This is a genomic window from Arthrobacter sp. KN11-1C (assembly GCF_052180225.1).
Lineage (GTDB): Bacteria > Actinomycetota > Actinomycetes > Actinomycetales > Micrococcaceae > Arthrobacter.
On the sequence record NZ_CP197467.1, the window covers coordinates 4,341,291 to 4,362,096 of the forward strand.

19 protein-coding genes are annotated in these 20,806 nt (G+C 63.1%); 2 read left to right on the forward strand and 17 right to left on the reverse strand.

What is annotated here, in order from left to right; translation table 11 throughout:
* Positions 1 to 146 precede the first annotated feature (146 nt).
* On the forward strand, positions 147 to 1,007 hold the full coding sequence (locus ACSBOX_RS20360; protein ID WP_442544083.1) for a hypothetical protein: 861 nt from the start codon (positions 147 to 149) through the stop codon (positions 1,005 to 1,007).
* Positions 1,004 to 4,123 carry a DEAD/DEAH box helicase gene (locus tag ACSBOX_RS20365; RefSeq protein ID WP_442544084.1) on the forward strand — a complete coding sequence of 1,040 codons (3,120 nt, stop codon included), beginning with the start codon at positions 1,004 to 1,006 and terminating at the stop codon, positions 4,121 to 4,123. The genes ACSBOX_RS20360 and ACSBOX_RS20365 overlap by 4 nt, the downstream gene beginning before the upstream one ends.
* A 79-nt stretch (positions 4,124 to 4,202) precedes the next feature.
* On the opposite strand, the gene ACSBOX_RS20370 is transcribed toward ACSBOX_RS20365, so the two are convergent.
* From ACSBOX_RS20370 to ACSBOX_RS20450, 17 genes are all read right to left on the reverse strand, one after another.
* A complete protein-coding gene (locus ACSBOX_RS20370; protein WP_442544085.1) occupies positions 4,203 to 4,667 on the reverse strand; it encodes a Clp protease N-terminal domain-containing protein in 465 nt (154 codons plus the stop codon).
* A gap of 7 nt (positions 4,668 to 4,674) precedes the next feature.
* Complete coding sequence (locus ACSBOX_RS20375; RefSeq protein ID WP_442544086.1) at positions 4,675 to 4,878, reverse strand: hypothetical protein; 204 nt, start codon at positions 4,876 to 4,878, stop codon at positions 4,675 to 4,677.
* Between the two features lie 31 nt (positions 4,879 to 4,909).
* A complete protein-coding gene (locus ACSBOX_RS20380) occupies positions 4,910 to 5,452 on the reverse strand; it encodes a GNAT family N-acetyltransferase (protein ID WP_442544087.1) in 543 nt (180 codons plus the stop codon).
* Positions 5,449 to 5,904 carry an SRPBCC family protein gene (locus ACSBOX_RS20385; protein WP_442544088.1) on the reverse strand — a complete coding sequence of 152 codons (456 nt, stop codon included), beginning with the start codon at positions 5,902 to 5,904 and terminating at the stop codon, positions 5,449 to 5,451. The genes ACSBOX_RS20380 and ACSBOX_RS20385 overlap by 4 nt, the downstream gene beginning before the upstream one ends.
* A 115-nt stretch (positions 5,905 to 6,019) precedes the next feature.
* On the reverse strand, positions 6,020 to 7,513 hold the full coding sequence (locus tag ACSBOX_RS20390) for a CoA-acylating methylmalonate-semialdehyde dehydrogenase (RefSeq protein WP_442544089.1): 1,494 nt from the start codon (positions 7,511 to 7,513) through the stop codon (positions 6,020 to 6,022).
* On the reverse strand, positions 7,513 to 8,538 hold the full coding sequence (locus ACSBOX_RS20395) for a Gfo/Idh/MocA family protein (RefSeq protein WP_442544090.1): 1,026 nt from the start codon (positions 8,536 to 8,538) through the stop codon (positions 7,513 to 7,515). The genes ACSBOX_RS20390 and ACSBOX_RS20395 overlap by 1 nt, the downstream gene beginning before the upstream one ends.
* Complete coding sequence (locus ACSBOX_RS20400; RefSeq protein WP_442544091.1) at positions 8,535 to 9,422, reverse strand: sugar phosphate isomerase/epimerase family protein; 888 nt, start codon at positions 9,420 to 9,422, stop codon at positions 8,535 to 8,537. Before ACSBOX_RS20400 ends, ACSBOX_RS20395 begins: the two co-directional genes overlap by 4 nt.
* The gene (locus ACSBOX_RS20405; protein ID WP_442544092.1) at positions 9,419 to 10,198 is read right to left on the reverse strand and encodes an SDR family oxidoreductase; all 780 of its coding nucleotides are present in this window, start codon (positions 10,196 to 10,198) and stop codon (positions 9,419 to 9,421) included. The genes ACSBOX_RS20400 and ACSBOX_RS20405 overlap by 4 nt, the downstream gene beginning before the upstream one ends.
* Positions 10,174 to 11,232, reverse strand: coding sequence for an inositol 2-dehydrogenase (gene iolG / locus ACSBOX_RS20410; protein ID WP_442544093.1), 1,059 nt, complete (start codon positions 11,230 to 11,232; stop codon positions 10,174 to 10,176). The genes ACSBOX_RS20405 and iolG overlap by 25 nt, the downstream gene beginning before the upstream one ends.
* A 93-nt stretch (positions 11,233 to 11,325) precedes the next feature.
* Positions 11,326 to 12,258, reverse strand: a complete 933-nt coding sequence (locus ACSBOX_RS20415) for a hydroxyacid dehydrogenase (RefSeq protein ID WP_442544094.1) — start codon at positions 12,256 to 12,258, stop codon at positions 11,326 to 11,328.
* Between the two features lie 76 nt (positions 12,259 to 12,334).
* Positions 12,335 to 13,351, reverse strand: a complete 1,017-nt coding sequence (locus ACSBOX_RS20420) for a LacI family DNA-binding transcriptional regulator (RefSeq protein ID WP_442544095.1) — start codon at positions 13,349 to 13,351, stop codon at positions 12,335 to 12,337.
* 2 nt (positions 13,352 to 13,353) lie between these two features.
* Positions 13,354 to 14,565, reverse strand: a complete 1,212-nt coding sequence (locus ACSBOX_RS20425; RefSeq protein ID WP_442544096.1) for a Gfo/Idh/MocA family protein — start codon at positions 14,563 to 14,565, stop codon at positions 13,354 to 13,356.
* A gap of 29 nt (positions 14,566 to 14,594) precedes the next feature.
* Positions 14,595 to 15,383: an HpcH/HpaI aldolase family protein gene (locus ACSBOX_RS20430; RefSeq protein WP_442544097.1), complete on the reverse strand. Its 789-nt coding sequence runs from the start codon at positions 15,381 to 15,383 to the stop codon at positions 14,595 to 14,597.
* Positions 15,380 to 17,329 carry a 3D-(3,5/4)-trihydroxycyclohexane-1,2-dione acylhydrolase (decyclizing) gene (iolD, locus tag ACSBOX_RS20435; RefSeq protein ID WP_442544098.1) on the reverse strand — a complete coding sequence of 650 codons (1,950 nt, stop codon included), beginning with the start codon at positions 17,327 to 17,329 and terminating at the stop codon, positions 15,380 to 15,382. Before iolD ends, ACSBOX_RS20430 begins: the two co-directional genes overlap by 4 nt.
* 22 nt (positions 17,330 to 17,351) lie before the next feature.
* The gene (locus ACSBOX_RS20440) at positions 17,352 to 18,782 is read right to left on the reverse strand and encodes an aldehyde dehydrogenase family protein (protein ID WP_442544099.1); all 1,431 of its coding nucleotides are present in this window, start codon (positions 18,780 to 18,782) and stop codon (positions 17,352 to 17,354) included.
* A gap of 31 nt (positions 18,783 to 18,813) precedes the next feature.
* Positions 18,814 to 19,740: an ATP-binding cassette domain-containing protein gene (locus ACSBOX_RS20445; RefSeq protein WP_442544100.1), complete on the reverse strand. Its 927-nt coding sequence runs from the start codon at positions 19,738 to 19,740 to the stop codon at positions 18,814 to 18,816.
* 14 nt (positions 19,741 to 19,754) lie between these two features.
* Positions 19,755 to 20,804, reverse strand: coding sequence for an ABC transporter permease (locus ACSBOX_RS20450; RefSeq protein ID WP_442544101.1), 1,050 nt, complete (start codon positions 20,802 to 20,804; stop codon positions 19,755 to 19,757).
* Between the last annotated feature and the right edge of the window lie 2 nt (positions 20,805 to 20,806).

Below are 20,806 nucleotides of genomic sequence, written 5' to 3' on the forward strand. Positions count from 1 at the left end.
GAAGTCCAATATCACGTAGCTGCCGACGGGGCGTGGTCAAACTCCGTGCGTCGATTCTTCCGGGCTGGCATGTCAAGCTATGCTCGCATGCATGGCATGGATTAGGGGGACACGGTGACCAACGGAAAAGGCACTCGAGGTGCAAAATGAGCGTCACCGAATCCGCTCCCGAGCTGTTCACACAAACGGACCATGGAGATGAGCCTCATCGACTGATTATTCTGACGCCAGCTGCATCCACATGGCTTCAGGACCTCGCGGCTCGCTACCGACGCCTTCGCAGCGGCACGATGATCGAACCATCGGCTCTCTCGTTGGACGGGGTCGAGATCCTCGACATAGAGAGCTTGAAAAGCCGGCTAGCGACATCCCAACTAGCCGCGAGACGCGGAGGGAACTTCGACGTCCTTCGGTCAGACTTGGGCGAGGTCTTGCTGCACTACGTCGGACAGGAACTCGGAGGTTTTCAGTACGGTTATCAGTCCATAAGGGACCGTGAGCTCCGAAACCTTCCGGGCCGCAGTCTTGACCAGATCGGGGTGAAAATGGCTGTTGGACCGTCGGGGAAGACCACGATTTCCTTGATGCTCGGAGAAGCCAAAGTATCGGCTGACAAGAAGATCCCGCCAAGTGTTGTCGACGCTAAAGATGACTCGTTGAGTAAATCGCACGCAAAACAGCTGTCCGATGTCACGGCCACCGCCGAGAAAATTTGGCACGCGTACCGTTTTTGTGTCGACGAGGAGACACAACAGCTTTTCGGCCTCGCCGTCACGATGTTCGAACAGGCCCATCCCCAGCTGACCGTCCACGCAACGAGTGCACTCGTCCGACCGTCAAGCGCGGGAACGGTTGAGGACTTCGGTTCCTATCGCGACAACCCGGATCAATTCGATGGCGCCATCGTGGATTTCTATATCCTGCGTGCTGATTCCGACGACATTGAGGCACTTGTCGACGACTTTATCGACCTGGCTTCTGTGGATTCGCTGGAGGCCACGCAGTGATACTTGCCGTACAGGACCTCCTGGATGAAGTTGGCGCCATCAAAGTCTCTCGGGATGCCGAGACGCAGTCGATCCTTGACCGCGTCACGCCGCTTCGGCCGCAACTCGAACCTCTGCCGGCTCGTTCTTTGGCCCGCACTGCCGGCTTGCTTGAAGGGCAGGCTCTGACGGCGTCAGGCGACGAGCGGATTCGGGGCTTCTCGGGTGCGTTCTCATGCTGGAAGCTGCTGGCACTCGAACCCGATCTGGAACGACATAACCTCGACAACGGGTACCTTGGTCCGACAATTAGCGTTGCGTTCCACATAGCAGTCACCGGCACTGCGGCGGAACGTATGAGTGAGGCGCAGCATGCCCTGGCCCAACTCCTTCCTTCCGCTGCAAACCTTGAATCCGCAGACACCGGCGAGTGGAAGGCCTCCATCCTCCGTGACGTAGCACTGGCCGTTTGCCTATTGGTGCGAAAGAGCCAAGGATGGGCGGACATAGAAACGGCGCTCGGACTCATGAATTCCTTGCGAAGCATGCAGTCGGAGATGGAATCAACTTACCTGGCTTCCTTCGAGCCGGAATCAAGTGACCGGGAAGTGATCGAGTTGATTGCTTGTTACCACTTGGCCCAAATGGTGACCACGACGGGCGAATTTGTACAATCTGGGCAGCCGGGCTCCACGGCCGTCCTGTCTCGGCTTGATCGCCACCGAGACCAGGCTCTTGAATCCGCCGCCCTGACGCAGAATGGTGTCATTGCTAGACTGGCCCGCCTGACAAATACCATTTGCAGCTCCTTGGTAAGGAACGCCATTTGGACTCAAGTGGAGGGCTTAGGACATAACGCTTCGCGCTTTGCTGAGCATCTGGCTTCTCCTACGCTCAACGAGCCGTTACTAGAGCTGTGGCCGAGTCAACAGGAAGCACTGCGTAAGAACCTCCTTGACCCTTATTCAAAAGCTATTCTGGTCCAAATGCCAACGAGTGCCGGGAAAACGCTTTTGGCGAAGTTCTCGATTATCCAGACGCTAGCGCTGAACCCCGGATCCACTGTTGCGTATATCGTGCCTACAAGGGTCCTGGTCAACCAGATAGTTGATGAGCTTAGACGTGACCTTAAAGGCCTCGATCTTTCGGTCGAACAGGCGATACCCGTGTTCGAACTTGACCCCACGGAGAACGCCCTCCTCCAAGATCCTCCCAGTGTCTTAGTTACGACAGCAGAGAAGATGGACCTCCTCATTCGGGAGAACCATCCCGCTTTGCAGCGGCTTTCTCAGGTAGTCGTCGATGAAGCCCACAATCTCTCAGCCGGCACCCGTGGGGCTCGCCTAGAGCTTCTCCTCGCGACGTTGCGTCGAGACCGACCTGATGCTCGTTTTTTGATGCTGTCACCGTTCCTCCCCAATGCTCTCGAAATCGCCAACTGGCTCGGTGATGGAAGAGCCCTGTCACCTATCGCAGTAGAGTGGCGTCCTAACCGGCGAGTTGTGGCGGCAATTGAAGTCCTTAATCACGGAAGACGAAACTACGACGTCGTTCTCCAAACTATCGATGCTGTTCGGGACTCTGATGTCGAGCAAGGCCTTCAACTGCCGCTCGCTCACAAGAAACGGAAGCCAGACAGCCTAAAGGAATTGACTCGGATTGCAGTGGATTCCTTGCGGGTACGCAAGGGCGTCACTTTGGTAGTCTGCTACGGCAAGGCGACTTCGATGACGCGTGCTAAGGAGCTGGCTGAGGACCTGCCCGAAATACAGATGAGTGAACTTCTGGATGCCGTCATTTCTCATGTTTCCGACGAACTGGGACCGAATAATTGGCTGGAACCTCTGCTTCGCAAAGGTGTTGCCTACCATCATGCCGGCATGTCGCTTGAAACTCGGCGCTTAATTGAACATCTTGTGCATGATGGTCTCATTCACACAATTACTGGAACGACAACACTTTCTCAGGGCGTCAATTTTCCGATAAGCAACGTTATTATTGAGTCTCGCCAAAAAGCGCAGGGTGAGAAATTGAGCTATTCCGATTTTTGGAACACGGCAGGGCGGGCCGGCAGGGGCCGTCTCAGTGATCTCGGCGTTGTTGCATACCCTGTAAGTAACTTGGAACAAAGAAGGGATTGGAATTCCTTTTTCCAAGGCGAGGCAAAAGCGATCGCCAGCCAACTCGCGACAGTCGTTCAGCACGCCGATGAGATCAGTGCAGACCTAGGATTCACGAGCCTTTACGCCCATGAAGCCTTGTCCCCGTTTCTGCAGTACCTGGCGCACGCAATGCGCGTGTCTGGCGCGACCGCGGCTGCCCGCGACATTGAAGATCTACTGCGCGGGAGTCTCGTCTATCGTCAGGCCCAAGCCGTGTCAGAGGACACGGCAGCTCGATTGGTGCGACTCTGTCGGACATATTTGCAACAGATTTCTGGAACTCCGGGGCTCGTAGCACTGGCGGATGGTACCGGGTTTTCAACACCCTCTGTTAACAGTCTGCGGGCACGCGCCGAACGTGAGCCCAGCCTGAAGGACATGTCCTCTTGGTCTCCATCCACGCTGTTCGGCGCTGATCCGACGGCTTTGGCATCGAGAATAGAAATGCTGGCCAACCTTCCGGAGATGAAACTTGGAACGGATGACCCAGGTCAATTCAGTTCAATTCGCGTTGCTTCCATTGTTCGAGATTGGGTCTCTGGGCGTTCAATTCCGGAGATGATTGCAGAGTACGCTGGCAAGAAGGGCTCCCCCGAATCGCGAGCTTCGGAGTTCACTTCGTATCTGTACTCGAGTCTGACCAATAAAGTCAGCTGGGGAATGGGGGCGCTCCAGCGGGTCAGCTGGGCTCAGAACGATGGTGTCGCGCCAGAAGACTCCGTTCACGTGCCGTCCATGGTTTTTTATGGCGTGGGAACCAAGGAGGCTATTTGGATGCGAATGGTCGGGTTACCACGCGATGCAGCTAATCGCGCGGCGCTGGTTTGGCGGCGTCGCAATGTAGGCACCCCGCGATCCTATGCGCAGTTGAGAGCTTTCGTGGGCGCTATGACCGCAGCCGACTGGGAAAGTACACGCGGTTCCAGCAGGGTTTCCGGAAGCCAAATGCGCTCCCTTTGGGCAGAGCTGGGTTAGCCTTCTAGCGCGACTCGCCCGCTACTACGGCACACTATTTCGGGGATCTATACTACAGGCGCCGGCGGCGACAATCGGCCTAGGACCCCGGGTTCTGGAGCCTTTCCTTCAGCGCCACAGTCTCCACGCCCAGCTTATGGAGCAGGACGGCGGCCGGATCGGGTTCGTGCCGCTCCAGCAGCGCGAGCAAGAGGTGCCGGGTGGTGATCCTGCGAGCCTTCTCCCGGGTGGTCAGTACCAAGGAGTCCTGAATGACCGAGCGGGCGGCCGAGGTGAAGGTAGTCCGGCTGCTTCCCTTGGGCGCGCCCAGCAGGCCGAAGTCCCCCAGCGTGATCCCCACGGATTCCAGCGCCTGCTGGTCGAGAGCGTCGAGCTGGGCGCGGGCGGATTCGAGGTCCGTCTCCAGAGTCCGGCAGCTCTCGGGGTCATGCAGCAATCCCAGCAGCAGGTGGTCCGTACCGATTCTCCGGTCTCCGCGGCGTTTGGCTTCCTCGGCCCCGGCATGGACAGCGGTCCTTGCTTCGCCGGCAAATCGTTCAAACATGGCAGGCTCACTTTCCGTATTTGGCGTGGACCGACTGCTTGGAGACGCCCAAAGCATCTCCGATTTGCTCCCAGGACCAGCCTTGCTGCCGCGCGATGGCCACGTTGGTGGCCTCGACTTTTTCGGCCAGTCGGTGCAGGGCACCGACGGCGCGGAGGCCGATTGCCGGGTCCGTGGCCGCGATATGGGAAGTCAGCTCATCACCGTTCATACTGTCAGTTTGAACTGACAACATGAATCTGTCAATCCAAGCTGACGAAATCGTCCTGAGCAAGGATTGACCTGACGCGCCGCCGCATGGCGATCCTCGGCCAACGGCTCAGGCCCACCAGACCCTCGCACTCGAGAATGCCCCGGAGTCCGTCGTCCAACAGCTCCGGTTCCAGGTCCTCAAAACCCAGCCGACGGTAGTAGGGCGCATTCCACGGAACATCGCGGAAAGTGGTCAGGGTGAGCCACTCCAGGCCCTCGGCGTGTGCCCATTTTTCGGCACCGTCGAGCAGTTCGCTCCCGAGACCTCCGCGCGCATGCGACGGGTGGACACTCAACTGCTCCACGTGCGCCTTTCCGTCGAGGTGTTCAACCAGGAGATAGGCCACCGGAACGTCTGATGCGTCGGCGAAGACCAAAGCACCGCCCCGTGACTGGAAGATAGCCAGCTCCGTGACGGTCAGGGGCTCGTCGTCGGCGATGGCGTCCATTCCGCGAGAGCGGAAGATCTCCCCCGCGGCGAATTCAATCCTGCGGAGCCGTTCAAGTTCGTCCGCTCGTGCCGCCCTGATCATGCGGCGGCACCGTTCCGGGCAAGATATTCGTTGCGTTTTTCAATGAGGTTCTGCAGGTATCTCCCCAGGAAAGCTTTCTCCACAAGCCGGCCCACCGCGCCGAAGGGCGCCGCGAACTCGACGCGATCGATCATGAGCGTGCCGCCGTCGTCGGGAATGAACTCGTGCACGTGCCGGAAGAAACGGAAGGGTCCCCGCACCTGCTCGTCCGTAAACGACTCAGGGAAGCGCAGCCGGGTGATGCGGCTGCTCATCCGCAGGGGTAACGCGAAATGCCAGGCCTGCCAGGTGACCTCGTCGCCTTCCGAGAGCAGCCCGGACACGACGCCGGCAACCGCACGTTCCCGGGACTTCGCCATGGAGCCGACGTGCGCATCGACGTTGCGAGCGAGGTCGAAGAGCTCCCCGGCTTCCATTCCGATATGCGTACGGCAAGTGAACGACACAGTCATGCTTCGATCCTGCCACCGTTTCGAAACCCCCGTCGACCCAACTGTCTCGCAGTTGTTGTCGTTATGCGGGTTCAAAACGACACTTACTGCGAGCTAGTTGGGTGGGCCGTACGCCTCAGTTGGACGGGAAGTTGTACGAAGCTCCCGAAGCGTGGGCGGACTCGGGCCAACGGGACGTAATGACCTTGCCTCGGGTGTAGAAGGAAACGCCTTCGGGACCGTAGATGTGCTTATCTCCGAAGAGCGATGCCTTCCAGCCGCCGAAGGAGTAGTACGCCACCGGAACAGGCAGCGGCACATTGATGCCGATCATGCCAACATCCACTGAACGTTGGAATTTCCTGGCAGACGCACCCGAGGACGTGAAGATCGCGGTGCCGTTGCCATAGGGATTGGCGTTGATGAGCCTGATGCCTTCATCCAGGTCCTCCACGCGCACCACCACCAGGACCGGCCCGAAGATCTCTTCCTGGTAAGCGCTCATTTCAGTTTTGACGTGGTCGATCACGGTGGGGCCGACCCAGAAACCGTCCTCATGCCCAGGAACCACGAGGTCCCGGCCGTCCACGACCATCGCGGCGCCGGCCTGCTCCGCCTCGGTCACCGTCTTGACGATGAACTCGCGGGATTCGGGGCTGATCACGGGACCCATGTCGGCGTCGGCGTCAGTACCGTTCTTGACCTTGACATCGAGGGCGCGCTCTTCGACCTTCTTGACCAGCAGATCCGCGGCATCGCCGACGGCGACCGCCACCGAGATAGCCATGCACCGCTGCCCGGCGGAACCGAACGCGGCAGCGGCCAGGTGGTCGGCGGCGTTGTCGAGGTCGGCGTCGGGCAGCACGATCGCGTGGTTCTTCGCCCCGCCCAGGGCCTGGACCCGCTTGCCGTGCGCCGTCCCCACTTCCAGGATGTGCTTCGCGACAGGGGTGGATCCCACGAAGGAGATGGCGTCCACATCCGGGTGCGTCAGGAGCCCGGAAATGACGTCACGGTCACCGTGCAGGACCTGGAACACGCCGTCGGGCAAGCCGGCGTCCCGGAACAGTTTCGCAAGCAGCATCGCGGCCGAAGGGACGCGGTGCGAAGGCTTGAGGATGAACGCGTTGCCCGTCGCAATGGCCATCGGCGCCATCCAGAGCGGCACCATGACCGGGAAGTTGAAGGGAGTAATGCCGGCCACGACGCCCACGGGCTCCCGGAACGAGAACACGTCGATGCCGGTGGAGACCTGGTCCGAGTACTCACCCTTGAGCAACTGTGGGATGCCGCAAGCGAACTCGATCACTTCCAGGCCACGGCCGATCTCGCCCTTGGCGTCGTTGAGTACCTTGCCGTGCTCCGCGGTGATCAGGGCCGCGAGTTCGTCCACATGCGAGGCGACGAGCTCACGGAACTTGAACAGCACCGCCGTGCGCTTGGCCAGCGAAATATCGCCCCAGGACGCTGCGGCCTCTTTGGCGATGGCAACCGTCGCGTCCAAATCGGCGCGGTTGGCCAACCGCAACTCGGCCGTCACGGCACCCGTGGCCGGATTGTAGACAGGCTTGGTGCCCGTCCCGCTGCCGGTGGCCTCGGCTCCGCTGATGAAGTGGTTGATGATGGTCATTACTGCTCCTGTAGTAGGTGGTGCTCCACGGCATGAACGTCGCTGACATCCCGCTGCAAGCCGGTGGCGAGTGATTCCTGGAGCGCCAAGCGGACGGCCAGGTTCTGTTCGGTCAATTCCCTGTGGACGAGTTCGGGTCCTGAGTTGCGCACCCACGCGCTGAACCGTTCGATTTCGGTCTTGAACGGGTCTTCCCCGATGTCGACAGACTCGGTCCGGCCATCGCGGAAGGACACGGTGACGCGGGCGATTTCGCCCGGGTCCGGGTCGAAGGCCTTGTCCAGGGTGATATGGCCTTTCGTGCCGATAATCTGGAACGTGTTGGTCCGCGGGCCTTCGAAGCCGCAGTCCAGCGTTCCCAGGACGTCCCCGTAGTCCAGGATCGCGGCCATGGTGGTTTCGACGACGTCCGTGCGGCTTGTGCCCTTGCCGTAGACGATTTCCGGAGCGCGGCCCATGACCATGTTCATGATGTCGACGGCGTAGCATCCGACGTCGTTGAGCGCACCTCCGTCCATTCCCGGCTGGAGTCGGACCTCACCTTCGCTGCGGTCCATGACGAAGTGGAAGCGGGCGTGCATGGACACCAATTCGCCGATCTTGCCCGAATCGATGAACTCACGGACCTTCTGGTGCTGCGGGTGGAAGCGGTACATGAACGCTTCCATCAGGTTCACCCCGTTGCGTTCGCAGGCTTCCAGTACCCGGCGGTAGTCGTGGGTGTTGGCGACGAGCGGCTTCTCGCAGAGGATGTCCTTTCCAGCCTCGGCGGCCGCAACAATCCAGTCGGCGTGCAGCGAATTGGGGAAGGGCAGGTAGACGGCTTCGATGCTTGGATCGGCCAACAATTCCTCGTGCGAAGAATAGGCGGCCGGGATGCCGAAGCGCTCTGCGACCTCGGCTGCCTTTCCGTTCGGGCTGCTGATGGCCGATGCCACGGCGTTCCGGGCGCGGCTCATGGCCGGCAGGAACCTTCCTTGCGCGATCCGTGCCGTGGTCAGCACTCCCCAGCGGACCGCGCTCATCGGTTGATTTCCGTTTCGAGTTGACGCAGGAAGGCCACCGACTGGCGGATGTCCTGGACCGGGCCGTCCCCGGTAGGTTCGGCTTCGAGGATGGTGTCCTGCTCCATGGTGAACCAGCCTTGGTAACCGGCATCGAGCAGGTCCCGGACGATTCCGGCGATGCCGACGTCGCCTTGGCCCAGAGGCACGTACATCCCGGCTTTGACGCCGTCCGTGTAGGAAATCTCTCCGGCCTGGACCCGCTGAGCGACGGCGCTTCGCACGTCCTTCAGGTGGGTGTGGCCGATGCGGGCTGCGTAGCCGCGAACGAGCCCGGCGGGATCGGTGCCGCCGATAAGCAGGTGGCCGGTGTCCAGGCACAGGTTCGCGGCGGTATCGTTCAGGACCCGGTCGACGTCCGAGGTGCTTTCGATCATGGTTCCCACGTGCGGGTGGACCACCGCCTGGATACCCTTGTCCGCGGCGGCTTTGACTACGGCGTCAAGGTTCCTGCCGAACAGCTCCCAGCCTTCGGCGTCGAGCTCGTGGCGCTGATCGTAACCTGCGACGCCGGTCTCCGCGGCGAGGACCATGACGCTGGCCCCCGCAGCTTCGTACGCGTCCAACTCAGCGGCCACAACGTCCAAGGGGCTCTTGGACGGATCGTGCAGGATGACGGGAAAGAAGCCGCCGATGGCCTGGAGGTTGTGCCGCTTCAGCACCTCGGCGCGTTGGGCGGCCTGTTCGGGCAGGAACCCGGCCGGGCCGAACTCGGTGGCGCTGATGCCCAGCGCGGTCATTTCGGACAAGACCCTGTCGGCCTCAAGCTGGTGGCCCCAACCGGGGACTTCGCAGACGCCCCAGGAAATGGGTGCAGCGGCAAGGCGCTTGGTGATGGTGCTCAATCTGATCCTCCGTATACGTTTTGGTCCCAGTCGATGACCGAGCCTGTGACAACACCGCTCCGGTCGGAGAGGAGAAAGACAATGAATTCGGCGATCTCGTCCACTTGGCCGAGCTTTCCCATGGGGACGGACGCGCTGGCTTTCTCGAGCCAGTCCTCCCCTGCGCCGTGGAATTTCTTCTGGGTTTCGGCTTCACCGTCCGTGGCCGTCCAGCCGATGTCGAGCCCGTTGATGCGGATCTTGTCCCAACGGTGGGCATGCGCCGCGTTGCGGGTTGCGCCGGCCAGGCCGGCCTTGGCCGCCACATACGGAGCCAAGTACGGCTGCCCGCCGAGTTCGGCAATCGAGATGACGTTCACGATGCTTCCTGGCACACCCCTGCTACAAAGATGCTTGATGGTTTCGGCCATGATGAAGAACGGCGATTTCAGGTTCACCGCGATGTGCGCGTCGAAGAGCTCGGGCGTGGTGTCCAGCATGGTGCCGCGGGTGGTCAGGCCGGCCGCATTGACCGCGCAGTCGAGTTGCCCGAAGACGTTGATCGTCTCAAGCACCGAGTTCCGGGCCTGTTCGACGTCGGCGAGGTCCGTCTTGATGAAACGGGTTTCGACGCCGGAGGCTGTGATCTCCGCGGCGAGCCGTTCACCTGAATCCGCGTTCCGCCCGGTGATCGCAATCCCGGCCGCACCTTCGGCGGCTGCGCGTCGTGCGACGCCGGCCCCCAAACCTTGGGTGCCCCCGCTGATGAGGATCACTTTGTCTTGGAGAAGTGGCATGGCTGCGGCTGCCCGATCTTGACTGGGTTTTCGATCCTGACGGCGCGGCCGGTACGGGCGGACTCTTCGGCTGCGTTGGCCAGGGCGAGAGCCTGCAGGCCGTCGTCGAATCCCGGACTGCAGGCAGTGCCTGAGCGGATGGCCTTGGCGAAACTGTCCAGTTCGTTCCGGTAAGCCTCGGCGTAACGCTCCAGGAAGAACGGCAGGTAGGCGTCTGCCTCTTCGGTACCGGTGGCGCCGTATTTGCGCACCGTCGTCGGGCTGACGTTGCCCGCGCTGAGCATCCCCTCGCTGCCGAACGCCTCCAGGCGCTGGTCGTAGCCGTAGGCGCTGTGGCGGGAGTTGGTGATGGTGACCAATTCGCCGTCGCGCCCCTTGAGGGTGATGACCACTGAGTCGAAGTCGCCGGCTTCCTCGATGTAGTCGCAGAACACGTTGGTACCCGCGGCTGACACTTCGACAATGTCCGGCACGAAGAACCTGGCCATGTCGAGGTCGTGGATGCTCATGTCCCGGAAGATCCCTCCCGAGGTGGCAATGTAGGCGGCCGGGGCGGGCGCGGGGTCGCGGCTGATGATGGTCAGCTGCTCGAGGCGGCCGATCTCTCCCGACGCAACACGGCGCTGGATGGCCGCGAAATGGGGATCGAAGCGCCGGTTGAACCCGAGCATGAGGGGCGTGTTAATGCCCTCGATGGCGTCGCGGCATGCCAGCGCACGGTCGATGTCGAGGTCGATGGGCTTCTCGCACAGAGCCGCCACGCCTTGCGCCATGGCGCGTGCGATCAGCTCCACATGGGTGCTGGTGGGCGAGCCGATCACGACGGCGTCAAGGTCGCCGTTCGCGAAAACCTCGTCGGCAGACTCGACGGCGACAGCGCCGGTCCCTGCCGCCAACGTGCGGGCCCCCTCGATGAAAGGGTCGGCGATCCATGCCAATTCCAGGTCCGGGTGGGCAGCGATGTTCCGGGCATGGACCTGCCCGATACGGCCCGATCCGAACAGCGCGACTTTGAGGGGTCGATCAGTGGACATATGCAGTGATCCTTTCTAGTGGGCTGCCCGGAGAAGGCTGGCCTTGGCTTGGTTGTGGCCGGTTGACGGGGACACGCTCAACTGAGGGAACAGTCATGGCCCTGCCACCGCCGCGGGCGTGCGGCCGGCGAGGACGTCTACCGCCCCCTGGGTGGCATCCCTGATGGTGTGGGCCATGCCTTGCCGGGTGAATCCCATCAGGTGCGGGGTCAGGACCACGTTTTCATGGTCGAACAGCGGATGGTGCGCGGGCGGCTCGGGATCGTACACGTCAAGGCCGAGCCCAGATAGCCTGCCCGACTGCAGTGCGTCGTGGGCGGCGTCGAGGTCGACGAGGCCGCCACGGCTGCAGTTGATGAGGATCGCTCCGGGCTTCATGAGCGTGAGCCGGTCCGCGTTGATGAGGTTCACGTTCTCAGGGGTCAGGGGTGCGTGGAGGGTGGTGAAGTCGCTGCCCGCGAGGAGCTCTTCCACGGTGTCGCAGCGGATTTCCGAGGGGATTTCGGCAAAAGGATCGTAGGCGAGGACTTTCATCTCGAAGGCTTCGGCGATCCGCGCCACCCGGCGGCCGATGCGGCCGTACCCGATGATGCCGAGCGTGAATCCCTCGAGGTCTCCGACGCCGACGGCCGCACGCTGCTCCCAGCGCCCCTCGCGGACCAGCGCGGTCAGCGGAGAGAGCTTCTTGACGAGCGCCAGCAGGTGGGCGAAGACGCCTTCCGCGACCGAGGCCGTGTTGCTTCCGGGCGTGATGACCACCGGAATTCCGCGTCTCTTGGCCTCGGCGACGTCCACGAGATCGGTGCCAACGCCGGTCCTGGCGATCACTTTGAGGGCCGGCATGCGGTCCAACAGTTCCCGGTCCACGCGGTAGGCAGCCCTCACGATGGCCGCGTCGGCGTTGGCCAGGTCCTCGTCGGTGGGGTCCTGGATGAGTCGCTGGTGTTCGGAGAGGAGCGGTTCCACCAAGTCGGGTTCGACGCTGCCGAGAGCGACAAAGATTTGGGGTGTGGTTATGGAAGCCATCGTCATCCTTGAAGATGTGGAGGTATGGGGCTGCGCCGAAAACGGCGTAGTTACGAGGTTTTCTAGACGCCTTGGTTTAGAGGCCCAGCAGGCTGGATTTCCGCACGACCAAGTGGGGCGTGACGGAATGGTGGACGAAGCCGCTGCCTTCACCGTGGATGCGTTCCAGGAGGGTTTTGGCCCCTGTGACGCCGATGGTGGAGCTGTCCGGGTCAACAGTGGTCAGTCCCAAGCGCGGCATGGCACCGAGCGCGATGTTGTCATAGCCGGTGACGGCTATTTCGACGCCGCGTTCATCGGCAGCTGTCATGGCACCAAAAGCGGCGAGGTCGTTGATGCAGGCCAGTGCTGTGGGGCGCTGGTGCGCGGAGCGGGAAGCCAGGGCCCTTTGGGCGGCAACATAGCCGGACTCCTGGAAGAAGTCGGCGTCGACCACGCGGATGTAGCGGGCCAGCCCGTGCTCTTCCATTGCCGCCGAATACCCGTCCACGCGCTCCCGGCCAACCGAGCCGCCCAGTCCGCCAAGGTGCACGATGTTCTCGTGTCCCTGGGCGATCAAGTGCTCGACAACCATGGACATGCCGAGGGCATCGTCGCTTCGCACGATATCGGCGGTATCGATGTAGTCCGGTCCGCCACCGGCAAAGACCACGGCCCCGCCGGAAACGGCGCGGCTGAACGGTGCTTTATCGGGCACGGTTCCGACGACGAGCAGCCCTGCGACGCGCAAGTCCCGGAAGGCCTGGAGGATGGACTGGTCGACTCCCCTGCCCGCCGCCGTGACCGCACTGAAGAGGACGGTATGGCCGGCCTCTTCGAGTACGGTCCGTGCGGCGTCGGCGACGTCAAAGGCCCACGGATTGTGCATGTCGCTGACAAGCACGCCGATGGTTCCGCTGTCCCGTGTTGCCAGGGACCGGGCTGCGAGGTTCAGCTCGAAGCCCATCTCTTCAACTGCCTTGAGCACCCGCTGGCGGCGTTCGTCGCTGACGCGCGGTGAGTCGCGCAGCACGAGGGAGACCAAGGACTTGGAAACGCCGGCGCGTTCTGCCACGTCCATGATCGTCGGCCGCCGGGCGGATGGAGGTGCCATGGTTATGCCCGCGCTGCCGTGGTGCCGTGGATTTCCTCGATCTTCTGCCATTGACCGGACAGCGAGGATGCTTCAGCAGCGCTGACAATGGCGGCGGCGGAAGCGGCGTCATGGATGTTGGAGTTTTCCTGTGCTCCTCCAGTGACGGCGACGAGGAACTTCTTGGCTTCGATGACCTTGAGGTCGTCAAATCCCATGCTGTTGCCGGGCCCCGGTTGGAAGTGGGAGTAATCGCCGTGGCGTGGGCTGGCGTTGACCGTGGTGTAGCCCTGCTCGTTGTTGTTGCGGCCCAAGCAGACCTTGAGTTCGTTCATGCGCTCGAAGTCCCATTTGAGCGAACCTTCGGTCCCGTAGACCTCGATCTGGTAACCGCATTCGGGCCCGACGGCAACGCGCGAGGATTCGATGGTGCCGACGGCGCCTGCGCCGCGGGCGGACGGGCCGAAGCGGACCAGCGCTGCAGCGTAGTCCTCATTCTCGACCTCTCCCATTTCACCGTTTTCGATCACCGCGAAGTGCGTCCCTGACCCCATCGCCAGCTTGGGGCGCTGCGTGTAGACCGTGCTTGTGAGCGCGGTTACCTCGGCGATGGGCCCAACTACATATTGGCACAGGTCGGTTGCGTGGCTGAACAGGTCCGCCAGCACGCCGGTGCCGGCGAGTTTCCGGTCAAAGCGCCAGGACAAAGCGCCGTTGGGCTCGGAAGCGTATCCGGAGAAGAACACGGCGCGGACGTTGGTGATGCGCCCGAGCCGCCCATCCGCGATGAGCTTCCTGGCGTGCTCCACGGCCGGGGCGTGGCGGTAGTTGTAGCCGATGGAGGTCACGACGCCGGCCTCCACGGCGGCTTCCTGCACGGCTGCGGTTTCTTCGTAGCCGCGTCCAACAGGCTTTTCGATCCAGAAATGCTTGCCGGCTTTGGCAGCCGCGATGCCGATTTCGGCATGCAGGAAGTTGGGGGCGCAGATGGAAACGACATCGACGTCCGGGTGGTTCAGGACATCGTGGTAGTCGGTGGTCCCTTCCGCGAAGCCCAGGACATCGCGGGCGTAGTCCACCCGGTCCGGCGCTGTGTCCGCCGCGATGACGAGCTTGGTGGTCAAGCCAAGCTCAGGGTAGGCGTAGGGGACCGTCTGGTAAGCGCGCGAATGGAGCTTTCCCATCCATCCGACGCTGATAAGGCCTACACCGACTGTGCGGGATTCTGGGCTCACGTTCATGCCTTTCTTGTTGAAAAATCTTGTCAGTTGCGGGCGGTGTCGAAGGCGTCCCTGAACGCCGCCGCCATGATGGTGGAGTCTGATCCGATCGCCACGAAGCGGAAGCCTTGGCGGACATACTTGGCCGCAGCCATACCGTCCACCGCGAGGATGCCGGCAGCTTTGTTGTGCAGTTGGGCGGCCGCGATTACCCGCTGGAGGGCCTCCTGGAAGACATTGCTGTCCAGTTGCATCGGCACGCCCAAAGCGAAGGACATGTCCATTGGTCCGACGAAGAGGACGTCCACGCCGTCCTGCGCTGCGATCTCCTCCACGTGCTCCAGCGCGTCGAGGGTCTCGATCTGGACGATTCCCACGGCTGACTGCTGCTCCGCGTTCAACGGAGTACGGTCCATGCCCCAGCGGCAGGAACGGTTGTAGGTCGCCACGCCGCGGTCGCCGTGGGGCGGATACAGCATGTGCCTCACGGTCTGGCCGGCTTCCTCCACGGAGTTCAGTCGGGGCACCATGATGCCCGCTGCGCCTTGGTCCAGGACCCGGCCGATGCGGATCCGTTCTCCGCTCTCCACGCGAACAAGGGTGGGGACTCCGTAGCTTCCGGCCGCAAGGACACCGTCGCGGACGGCATCCTCACCTCCTGCGCCGTGTTCAAGATCGACCAGCACCCAGTCCGCGCCGGCGGCGGCACACACTTCCACCGCCGTGGCGGAAGCCATGCCAACGAAGGTTCCCAGGGTCACCTCTCCGGCCGCCAAGCGGCGCCGCAGCCGACCGCCGTCGAGCGGTCCGCCGTCGTAACTGCCGCCGGTCATCCGAACCACCGCTGGCTGCTGCGCGCCTTCTCGTAGTCCGAGCGCAATGAGCGGACCCATTCCTGTCCGGACACTTCCGCGGGAGCTACGTCCCACCAGACGTCGCCGCCGGGCAGGTCGACGTGGGGAACCGTGGGCACGACGATCACGACGGGGCCTTGGGCGTCGCGGGTGGAGGCAAGTGCTTCCCGGACCTCTGCCGCCGTGGTGGCCCGGATGGCGAGGGCACCCAGGCCTTCAGCGATCTGCCGCAGGTCCACCTTGAGGTAGTCGCCGTCGAGGCGTGCTTTGGGGGCGTCGTCGACGGCGACGCTGCCGCCGGTGGTGCGGTAGCGGAATTCGTTGCCGAACTCGCGTCCCATGCGGTTCATCTGGAGGCGGTGGATGACCTGGTAGCCATGGTTCTCGGAAACGACAACCGTGACGTTGAGGCCTTCCTGGGCCGCGGTGAGGATCTCCGTGGGTGCCATCAGGAACGTGCCGTCGCCGATGAAGGTGACCACGCGGTTGTCGTTGTTACCTTCGGCCAGGCGGACGCCCATGCCGGCGGCGATTTCGTACCCCATGCAGGAGAAGCCGAATTCCAGGTGGCAATTGCGGTTGCCCGTCGCATCCCAGACTTTTTGCAGGTCACCGGGAGGCCCTCCGGCCGCGGCAATGATGGTGTCGCCGGAGCGGGCGTGCTCCTGCATCAGTCCGATCAGTTGCGGCTGGGTCAGGACGGCTCCCGTGACCGGCGCGTCCGGGTGGTCTTCCGGGCGGTAGGCAGTGTCGGCGTCGAGCCACTGGGACCGGATGGGCGCCCACTTTGCCTTCTCGGAATGGACCGTTTCCTGCCAGTTTTCAGCGGTGCTGTGCCCTTCCAAGGCCCGGGCAAGTGCTTCCAGGCCCAAGCGGGCATCTGCGAGGATCCCTGTGGCGCCCTGCTTGCGGGTATCCGCGTCCACGATATTCAAGGACGCGAACCGCACGCCCGGGTTTTCGAAGATCGACTGGGAGCCGGTAGCGAAGTCGGTGAGGCGCGTGCCGACGCTGAGGACCAGGTCGGCTTGCTTGACCAAGGTGTTGGACGCGAAGTTGCCCTCGAGCCCGACGCCGCCCACTTGCCACCATTCGTCCTTGGTCACGGCGCCCTTGCCGCCGAAGGTCTCGACGACGGGAATTCCGGCCTGTCCTGCCAGCGCCTCGAGCGCCGCGTGGGCGTCGGAGTAGTGGATGCCGCCGCCGGCGATGATCACGGGACGCTCCGCGGAGCGGATGAGCCGGGCGACGTCGTCGACCTCTTCCAGGTCCGGCAGCGGACGCCGGATCTTCCAGTCGCGCGGCTCGAAGAATTCGGCCGGGAAGTCGTAGGCGTGGGATTGCACGTCCTGCGGAAGCGAAATGACCACGGCGCCGGTGTCCGTGGGGCTCGTGAGAACACGCATTGCCTGCGGAAGGGCGGTCAGGAGCTGCTCCGGACGGTTGATCCGGTCGAAGAAGCGCGATACGGGCCGGAACGCGTCGTTGACCGTGGCATCTGCCTCGGTGGGGTGCTCCAGCTGCTGCAACACCGGACCCTGATGCCGCGTGGCGTAGGTGTCACCGGGCAGGAGCAGCAGGGGGATCCGGTTGACCGTTGCCAGGCCGGCCGCGGTCACGAGGTTGAGCGCACCCGGGCCGATGGAGGCCGTGACGGCGAGGACTGCCTGGCGGCGGCTCGCCTTGGCGTACGCGGTGGAGATATGCGCCAGGTACTGCTCGTGCCGGCCTTGGATGAACGGCATGTCGTGGGCGAGTTCGTCCAAGGCCTGGCCGAGGCCTGCCACGTTGCCGTGGCCGAAGATGCCGAGGGCAGCGGGGACCAAGCGGCGGCGGACGCCGTCAGCGAGCGAATACTGTGCCGAGAGGTACTTGACGACCGCTTGGGCCGTGGTGAGCCTGATGGTCTGCGATGGTGTGGTCATTGCCTTATTCCCGTTGTCGTGGTTACCAGGGGCGTCCGTGCAGGACGACCGTCTTCTCTTCGGTCATTTCCTGGACAGCTGAACGGACGCCTTCCTTGCCGATTCCGCTGCCTTTCAAGCCGCCGTAGGGCATGAGGTCGGCCCGCCAGAGCGGCGACCAGTTGATGTGGGTGTTGCCGGCGTCGATCTGCCGCATGGCCTGCACCGCACCGGCGACGTCGCTCGTGAAGATGCCTGCGCCCAGTCCGTACTCGTTGTCGTTGGCCATCGCGATGGCGCTTTCCATGTCCGGCGCGGAAGAGACGGCGACGGCGGGCCCGAACAGCTCGTTCCGGCTCAGCGGCGACCGGGGGTCGACGCCGGCGACGACGGCGGGAGTCACCACGGCGCCGTCACGGTCACCGCCGGTGAGGACACGGGCGCCGGAATGGCGGGCCTCGAGGATCGATGTGTGGACGCGTGAGGCTTCCTCTTCGGAGATCAGCGAGCCAAGGCGCGTGTCCTCTTCCTTGGGGTTGCCCACGGCGATCGCTTCGACCTTCGGGACCAGCGCGTCCAGGAAGTCTTTCTCGACGCGGCGGTCAACGATGACCCGTTGCACCGAAATGCACACCTGGCCTGCGTTGACGTAGCCGCCAGCCGCCACCGCAGTGGAGGCGAGTTCGAGATCGGCGTCCGGCAGGATGATCACCGGGCATGAAGCGCCCAGCTCAAGGGACAGCTTCTTCACGCCCGCGATCGAGCTGATGCGCGTTCCGATGCTGGTGGAACCTGTGAAGGACACCTTGCGGACCCGAGGGTCCGTCACGAGAACGTCGCCCAGGGAGCTGCCGGGCCCGGTGATCACGGACAGCGCCTCGGGCGGGAGGCCGGCGTCGACGAAGCACTGCGCCAGCTTCAGCGCCGTCAGCGGTGTTGCGCGGGCTGGTTTAAGGACGACGGCGTTACCGGCTGCCAGCGCGGGTGCAATTTTGTGCAACACCAGCAGGGCCGGGTAGTTGAACGGCGTGATGGCGACGACGATGCCCACCGGCTGCCTCAAGGTGAAGCCGATCTTGTCCAAACCCGTCCCGGCATTTGCATCCAGCGGAAGGGTGGAGCCATACAGTTGGCTTCCTTCGTAGGCGGCGAGGCGGATGATGTTCCCGGAGCGGCTGGCCTCGCCCCGGGCTTCCGTGATGGGCTTGCCGGATTCGGCGCTAATAGTCTGGGCAATGTCCTCGGCACGTTCATCCGCCAGGGCGGCTGCGCGCAGGAGGATATCGACGCGCATGTGGGCCGGCGTTGTCCTTTGCAGGTGGGCGCCGATTTCGGCCCGGTCCAGTGCGGCTTGGGCGTCCCGGACGGTCGCAACGGGGACTGTGTCGATCGTCCGGCCGTCGAAGGGCGAGCGGACTTCCTCGGTCCTTCCGTCGGCAGCACCGCGCCAGTTTCCGGCTATTAGCATTTCCATGGTGGCTCCATCAGGTTGTAAACGTTCGCGCTCAGTGGCGCTTGGTGTTGCTTTCGTATGCCGCGTCGGTGACTTCGGCGACTTCGGCTTGGACTTCCTTGAGGGCCTGGGTGTGGCCGCCGAGTTGTTCGAGTTCGTGGGCGAGTTCTGCCAGTTCCGCGCCGCCGGCCATCTGGGCCGTCAACTCGTCCAGGGTGATGTCCTTCTTGTCGTAGTAGCCGATGGACTTGCCGCGCTTGAGCAGCAGGAACCGGTCCCCGACCGGGAAGGCGTGGTGCGGGTTGTGCGTGATGAAAATGACGCCGAGCCCGCGGTCGCGGGCCTGCAGGATGTAGCGGAGCACGACGCCGGACTGCTTCACGCCCAGCGCGGCGGTGGGTTCGTCCAGGATCAGCACCTTCGCCCCGAAATACACCGCCCTCGCGATCGCCACGCACTGGCGCTCACCGCCGGAGAGCTGGCCGATGGGCTGTTCGACATCGCGCAGGTCGATGCCCATCTGCGCGAGTTCGGTCAGGGTGATGTCCTTCATCTTCTGCACGTCCATGGACTTGAACGGCCCGAACCCCGTGGTCAGTTCCGAGCCGAGGAAGAAGTTCCGCCAGATCGGCATCAACGGCACCACGGCCAGGTCCTGGTACACGGTCGCGATCCCGGCATCCAACGCGTCCCTAGGGGAGTTGAACTTCCGCTCTTCCCCCATGATCTTCAACACCCCGGCGTCGTGCTGGTGCAGGCCGGCGATGATCTTGATCAGCGTGGACTTGCCCGCACCGTTGTCCCCCAGCACACAGGTCACCCGGCCGTTGTCCACGGCCATCGTCACGTCGCGCAGGGCGATGATGTTCCCGTAGTGCTTGCCCACCGCCTCCAGCGAGAGCAGGTGCACGGGGGTGTGGGTCAGCGGGTCCTTCTCGTCCCGCAGCAGGGTCTGCTGGTCGATCTGTTTCGCATTCATGTTCTTGCGCCCTTCTACTTCAGTTCCGCGCGGCGTTTGACGATGAGGTTCACGATGGTGGCCAGCAACAACATCAGGCCCAGGAAGAACTTGAACCAGTCCGGGTTCCACTGCGCATACACGATGCCCTTGTTCGCCATCCCGAAAATGAACGCACCGATCGCACCGCCCACCGCGGACCCGTACCCGCCGGTGAGCAGGCACCCGCCGATCACCGCGGCAATGATGTATAGGAACTCGTTGCCCACGCCCTCACCGGACTGCACCGCGTCGAACGCGAAGAGGTTGTGCATGCCCAGGATCCAGCCGCAGAACCCGACCGCCATGAACAACCCGATCTTCGTCTTCGTCACCGGCACCCCCACCGCACGGGCAGCGTTCGCGTCCCCTCCGACGGCGAAGATCCAGTTCCCGACCTTCGTGCGCAGCAACACCCAGGACGCGATGGCGACCAGGATGATCCAGAAGAACACCGTGATCTTCACCTCGACCCCGCCGATGCTGACCGAGGACGCGAACACCGCATGCGCCGAATCAAAACCATCCAGCTTCGAAATCGACGGCGACGACACACTGCCGCCGATCAGCCGGGTCAACGCCAGGTTCAAACCCGTGAGCATCAGGAACGTCGCCAGGGTCACGATGAACGACGGCAACTTCGTCTTGACCAAAATCCACCCATTGATAAAACCGATGGCCAAGGACACCAACAGGGCTATGCCCACACCCACCCAGGCGTTCATCGAGAAATACCAGCTGAACAAGGACGCCGTCAGCGCCGAGGAAATCACGGCCACACCGGTGGAGAGGTCGAACTCGCCGCCGATCATCAACAACGACACCCCCACCGCCATGATCCCGATCGTCGAAGAACCATACAGAATCGTCGCCAAAGCATTCGGCTGGGTAAACGTCCCGGACACCGAAGCAAAGAAAATGAAAAGGACAACCGCCCCCACGAGGGCGCCTACTTCAGGCCGGGCCATCAACTTGCTCAACGGGCTCCGCTTCGCGACCCGCTCATCCGCGGCAGTTTTGGGTGCCGGGGCAGTAACTAAAGCCATGA

What these genes read in the sequence shown, in the direction of transcription:
- ACSBOX_RS20360 (WP_442544083.1), top strand. Translation starts at nt 147, where the DNA reads ATGAGCGTCACCGAATCCGCTCCCGAGCTGTTCACACAAACGGACCAT.
- ACSBOX_RS20370 (WP_442544085.1), bottom strand. Translation starts at nt 4,667, where the DNA reads ATGTTTGAACGATTTGCCGGCGAAGCAAGGACCGCTGTCCATGCCGGG.
- ACSBOX_RS20375 (WP_442544086.1), bottom strand. Translation starts at nt 4,878, where the DNA reads ATGAACGGTGATGAGCTGACTTCCCATATCGCGGCCACGGACCCGGCA.
- ACSBOX_RS20380 (WP_442544087.1), bottom strand. Translation starts at nt 5,452, where the DNA reads ATGATCAGGGCGGCACGAGCGGACGAACTTGAACGGCTCCGCAGGATT.
- ACSBOX_RS20385 (WP_442544088.1), bottom strand. Translation starts at nt 5,904, where the DNA reads ATGACTGTGTCGTTCACTTGCCGTACGCATATCGGAATGGAAGCCGGG.
- ACSBOX_RS20390 (WP_442544089.1), bottom strand. Translation starts at nt 7,513, where the DNA reads ATGACCATCATCAACCACTTCATCAGCGGAGCCGAGGCCACCGGCAGC.
- ACSBOX_RS20395 (WP_442544090.1), bottom strand. Translation starts at nt 8,538, where the DNA reads ATGAGCGCGGTCCGCTGGGGAGTGCTGACCACGGCACGGATCGCGCAA.
- ACSBOX_RS20405 (WP_442544092.1), bottom strand. Translation starts at nt 10,198, where the DNA reads ATGCCACTTCTCCAAGACAAAGTGATCCTCATCAGCGGGGGCACCCAA.
- iolG (WP_442544093.1), bottom strand. Translation starts at nt 11,232, where the DNA reads ATGTCCACTGATCGACCCCTCAAAGTCGCGCTGTTCGGATCGGGCCGT.
- ACSBOX_RS20415 (WP_442544094.1), bottom strand. Translation starts at nt 12,258, where the DNA reads ATGGCTTCCATAACCACACCCCAAATCTTTGTCGCTCTCGGCAGCGTC.
- ACSBOX_RS20420 (WP_442544095.1), bottom strand. Translation starts at nt 13,351, where the DNA reads ATGGCACCTCCATCCGCCCGGCGGCCGACGATCATGGACGTGGCAGAA.
- ACSBOX_RS20430 (WP_442544097.1), bottom strand. Translation starts at nt 15,383, where the DNA reads ATGACCGGCGGCAGTTACGACGGCGGACCGCTCGACGGCGGTCGGCTG.
- iolD (WP_442544098.1), bottom strand. Translation starts at nt 17,329, where the DNA reads ATGACCACACCATCGCAGACCATCAGGCTCACCACGGCCCAAGCGGTC.
- ACSBOX_RS20440 (WP_442544099.1), bottom strand. Translation starts at nt 18,782, where the DNA reads ATGGAAATGCTAATAGCCGGAAACTGGCGCGGTGCTGCCGACGGAAGG.
- ACSBOX_RS20445 (WP_442544100.1), bottom strand. Translation starts at nt 19,740, where the DNA reads ATGAATGCGAAACAGATCGACCAGCAGACCCTGCTGCGGGACGAGAAG.
- ACSBOX_RS20450 (WP_442544101.1), bottom strand. Translation starts at nt 20,804, where the DNA reads ATGGCTTTAGTTACTGCCCCGGCACCCAAAACTGCCGCGGATGAGCGG.